Source organism: Saccharomonospora halophila 8, assembly GCF_000383775.1.
Lineage (GTDB): Bacteria > Actinomycetota > Actinomycetes > Mycobacteriales > Pseudonocardiaceae > Saccharomonospora > Saccharomonospora halophila.
This window is the reverse complement of sequence record NZ_KB912554.1, coordinates 52734-56453: the sequence shown is the minus strand read 5'-3', so window position 1 is coordinate 56453 and position 3720 is coordinate 52734. Positions and strand designations below refer to the sequence as shown.

Genomic DNA, 3720 nt, shown 5'->3' with positions numbered 1-3720 from the left:
CGCGGTGGCGCGCTGCCGGAGGTCGGCGACCCACGCGGCGTCGGCGTGCTCCGGTTCCTCCTCCTGTGCCTCCTGGGCCAGCCGGGCGAGGAGGTTGTCCCGCCCGGCACGCTGCCGGTCCAGCTCCCGCCGCCGCTCGGTGCGCAGGTCGGCGAACCACCGCTCCACGTCGGCGAAGCGCTGCGTGCCGAACAGCCGTTCCAGGAGTTTCTCCCGCTCGGTGGTGTCGGCGCGCAGGAACCGCGCGAACTCACCCTGCGGCAGCAGCACCACCTGGAAGAACTGCTCCGCGGTCATGCCGAGCAGCCGCTGCACGGTGCGGGTGACCTCGTCGATGCGGGTCAGCCCGTCCGCCGACATCCCGTCCGGGGGCGGGCTCAGCCAGCTCAGCGAGGCCCTGGCCTGCTGGGTCGTGAAGCCCGCACCACGTCGCTTCGGACGCTGGTACTCCGGTGCGCGCACGATCCGGAGGTGGTGCCCCTGGGCCGTGAACTCCAGCACGACCTCCGTGGCCGTGTCCGCGGGGGCGAGGTCACAGCGCAACCGGTGCTTGCCCGCGCCCCGCGCCCCCGGAACGGAACCGAACAGCGCGAACGCGACCGCGTCGAGCAGGGTGGTCTTGCCCGCGCCGGTGTCGCCGTGCAGCAGGAACAGCCCGTCCGCGGCGAGCGCGTCGAAGTCCACGATCTCCCGGCCCGCGTAGGGGCCGAACCCGCACACCTCCAGCCGGTGCAGCCTCATCGCGCCTCCTCCCCGCCCGCCGGGGCCCGCCCCGCGTGTTCCAGGGCCCGGGTGAGCAGTTCGTCCTCACGCTCGCCCGGCGCGGCGCCCCGGCAGTCCGTGAGGAAGGTGGCCGCGATCTCGCGGTCCGACCGCCCCCGCACGGCGTCCGAGTAGCGCAGCACCGTGGACCGGCCACCCTCGGGCTCCCACTCCAGGTGCAGCGTGTGCGGGAACCGCTCCCGCAGTTTCCGCATCGCGTCGACCGGGCGGACCTGGTCGGTCAGGGTGACCGACAGGTAGCACTCCACGAGAGCGTCGTGTTCCGCCGACTCCAGCAGGTCGTCCAGCCTGCCCCGCACGGTGGCCAGTTCCCTCGGCACCGGCAGGTCGCGGCGCCGCACCCCGGCCAGCCCGTCGGCGTCCAGGTCGACCAGCCACACCGCCTTGCGCGCCGTCTCGGAGAACGAGTACGCCACCGGGCTGCCCGAGTAGCGCAGGTGCTCGGCCAGCCGCTGCGGGCCGTGCAGGTGGCCGAGGGCGACGTAGTCCGCCCCGTCGAAGACCGACCCCGGGACCTGCTCGACCCCGCCCACGGCGATCGTGCGTTCGGACTCGCTGCCCGCCCCGCCGGTGACGAACGCGTGCGCCGCGACCACGGACCGGGTCGACGACGGCCGGGTCGCCAGGTCGGCGGTGACCCGCCGCATCGCCTCGGTCAGCACGCCGGTGTGGCCGCGCGCGTCCGGAACCCCGAGGGAGTGCCGCGCGGTGTCCGGTTCGAGATACGGGATGCCGTAGATCGCCACCGGGCCGTGCGCGTCGTGCAGCAGCACCGGGCGGTCGAGGTCGTCGACGGCGGTACGTAGGTGCAGACCACCCGACTCGGCGAACTCGCCGAACGCGCCGAGCCGCGCCGCGGAGTCGTGGTTGCCCGGGGTGAGCACCAGCTCCGCGCCCGCCCGGCGCAACCGGGTCAGCGCGCCCGTCGCCACCCGGACGGCGTCGGCCGAGGGCACGGCACGGTCGTAGAGATCCCCCGCGACCACCACGACGTCGACGGACTCCCGCTCGACCAGCTCGGCGAGGTGGGTCAGGACGGCGTCCTGGTCGGCGAGCAGATCGGCGCCGTGGAAGGTCCGGCCCACGTGCCAGTCGGAGGTATGGAGCAGTCGCACGGCGGCCAACCTAGGAGAACCCCCCGACAGACCCGCGCACCGGCCCCGGCGTGTCATCCGGACGTGTTGCACGGAACGGTCGGAACCGGTTTCGTCGGTACCGGCCGTCATCATGGCGACGGGCCCGGCACCGAGCCGGACGACCGCACAACGGCGACGACGGCACAACGGGTACGACCGCACAACGCGGACGACGGCATCGGCGGAAACGACGGCGTCGGCGGAAACGAGGAGGCAGCACCGGTGGGTTCGACGATCCTGGTCACCGCGGCGATCGTGCTCGCGCTCGCACTGGCCGCCGCGGTGGTGCTGCTGTGGCGGCTGTACCAGGACGGCCTGCGCCGCGCCGACGACGCCACCCGCAGGCTCGACGAGGAACGGGCCACGGTGGACCGGCAACGGCAGGCGCTGCGCCGGTACGAGGTCACCTTCGCCTCGATCAGCGGGCGCGGCGAGCTCGGTGAGCAGGTGCTCGCCGAGACGGCGCGCGCACTCGGGTTGCGCGAGGGCGTCCACTTCACCCTGCAGACCGACCTCGCCGGGGGCGGTGCCGCCCGGCCGGACCTGCTGCTGAACGTGGGCGGCGGCCGCACGGTGCCGGTGGACGCCAAGGCGAGCACGGCCTGCTGGGCCGAGGCCGTCGAGACCGACGACCCGGCCGAACGGCGCGACGCGCTGCGGGTGCACGTCCGGAACCTGCGCTCGCGGGCCGCCGAACTCTCCGGCAAGGACTACGCACGCTGGGCCGACGGCATCTACGGCACGGTCCTGTTCGTCCCGTCCGACGCCGCCGTGGTCGCCGCCCTCGACACCGACCCGGAACTGCTGCGCTGGCTGTTGGACCGGAGAGTGTTCCCCTGCGGACCGACCGGGTTCGCGGTGATCGCCTCGGCCGCGTTGTTCGCCGCGACGGAGCGCACCCTGCTCGACGACGTCGAACGGGTGCGGTCCCAGGCCGCCGCCGCGCACCGGGCGGCGGGCAACGCCGTGGACGCGGTCAACCTCTCCGGGACCCACCTGCAACGGTTCCTCTCCGCCCGCCGCCGGGAGCTGGACGCGCTGGAGAGTTTCCGGGCCCGCATCGCGCCGCTCACCGAGGCCTCGGCCAGCCCGACCGCTCCGGCGGAGGTGCGCAGGGAGGACGAGGTCTCGGCCACCTGACACCCCGCGCGGGCCGGAGTCGCGACACCCCCCGGACACAGCACTGGCGTGCGGGAGTGCGTGCCTGGTGCCGTGGGTCACCGGCGAACGGGATACGGTGTCTCCCCGTGACGGCCACACGAGACCGGCGCGGCGATCCGGACACCACAGACGACGCGAACCCGCTCGCCTGGGACAGGCGCTCCGTGATCCGGTCCCGGCGCGGACTGCCCTGGTGGGGCGCGACGCTGCTCTGCCTCGGACTCACCGCGGCGGGCGCCTTCGGCGAGCAGGCGCTGACCGGCGGGCTGGGGAAGTCGTACCAGGTCTGCTTCGCGGTCGGCGCGGTGGCCGCCGTGCTCGCGGTCCGACGGCGCGCCGTGTTCGGCCAGATGGTGCAGCCACCACTGGTTCTGGCCGCGGTCGTGCCCACGGTGGTGCTCACCGGGTCCGGCGTGCCCGCGGGCAGCGACCCGCAGGACAAGGCACTCGCCGTCGGAACACCGCTGACCGGTGGCTTCCCGGCCATGGCGATCGTGACGGCGATGACGGTCGTGCTCGGCCTCGTCCGCTACCGGCGGGAACGCGCCCCGGCCACCGGCTCCCGCGGAGTGCGGCCGCGGACCGGGGAGGAGGGCGAGGACGGTGTCCGCCGGGACCGCCCACCGCACGGCGGCCGGGA

General features: G+C 74.5%; 4 protein-coding genes. 2 read left to right on the top strand and 2 right to left on the bottom strand.

Features of this window, described 5'->3' with window-relative positions; all coding sequences use genetic code 11:
- Together SACHA_RS0111835 and SACHA_RS0111830 are read right to left on the bottom strand one after the other, a co-directional pair.
- Positions 1-741, bottom strand: a 741-nt coding sequence (locus SACHA_RS0111835) for an AAA family ATPase (RefSeq protein WP_028663110.1), incomplete at its 3' end; no start/stop codon positions are given.
- Positions 738-1898 carry an exonuclease SbcCD subunit D gene (locus SACHA_RS0111830; RefSeq protein ID WP_019809943.1) on the bottom strand — a complete coding sequence of 387 codons (1161 nt, stop codon included), beginning with the start codon at positions 1896-1898 and terminating at the stop codon, positions 738-740. The genes SACHA_RS0111830 and SACHA_RS0111835, both read right to left, overlap by 4 nt.
- A gap of 243 nt (positions 1899-2141) precedes the next feature.
- Between SACHA_RS0111830 and rmuC the strand changes: the two genes are divergently transcribed.
- Positions 2142-3059 carry a DNA recombination protein RmuC gene (gene rmuC / locus SACHA_RS0111825; protein WP_028663109.1) on the top strand — a complete coding sequence of 306 codons (918 nt, stop codon included), beginning with the start codon at positions 2142-2144 and terminating at the stop codon, positions 3057-3059.
- A gap of 107 nt (positions 3060-3166) precedes the next feature.
- The coding region (locus SACHA_RS25375; protein ID WP_019809939.1) for a DUF6542 domain-containing protein at positions 3167-3720 on the top strand (554 nt) is incomplete at its 3' end.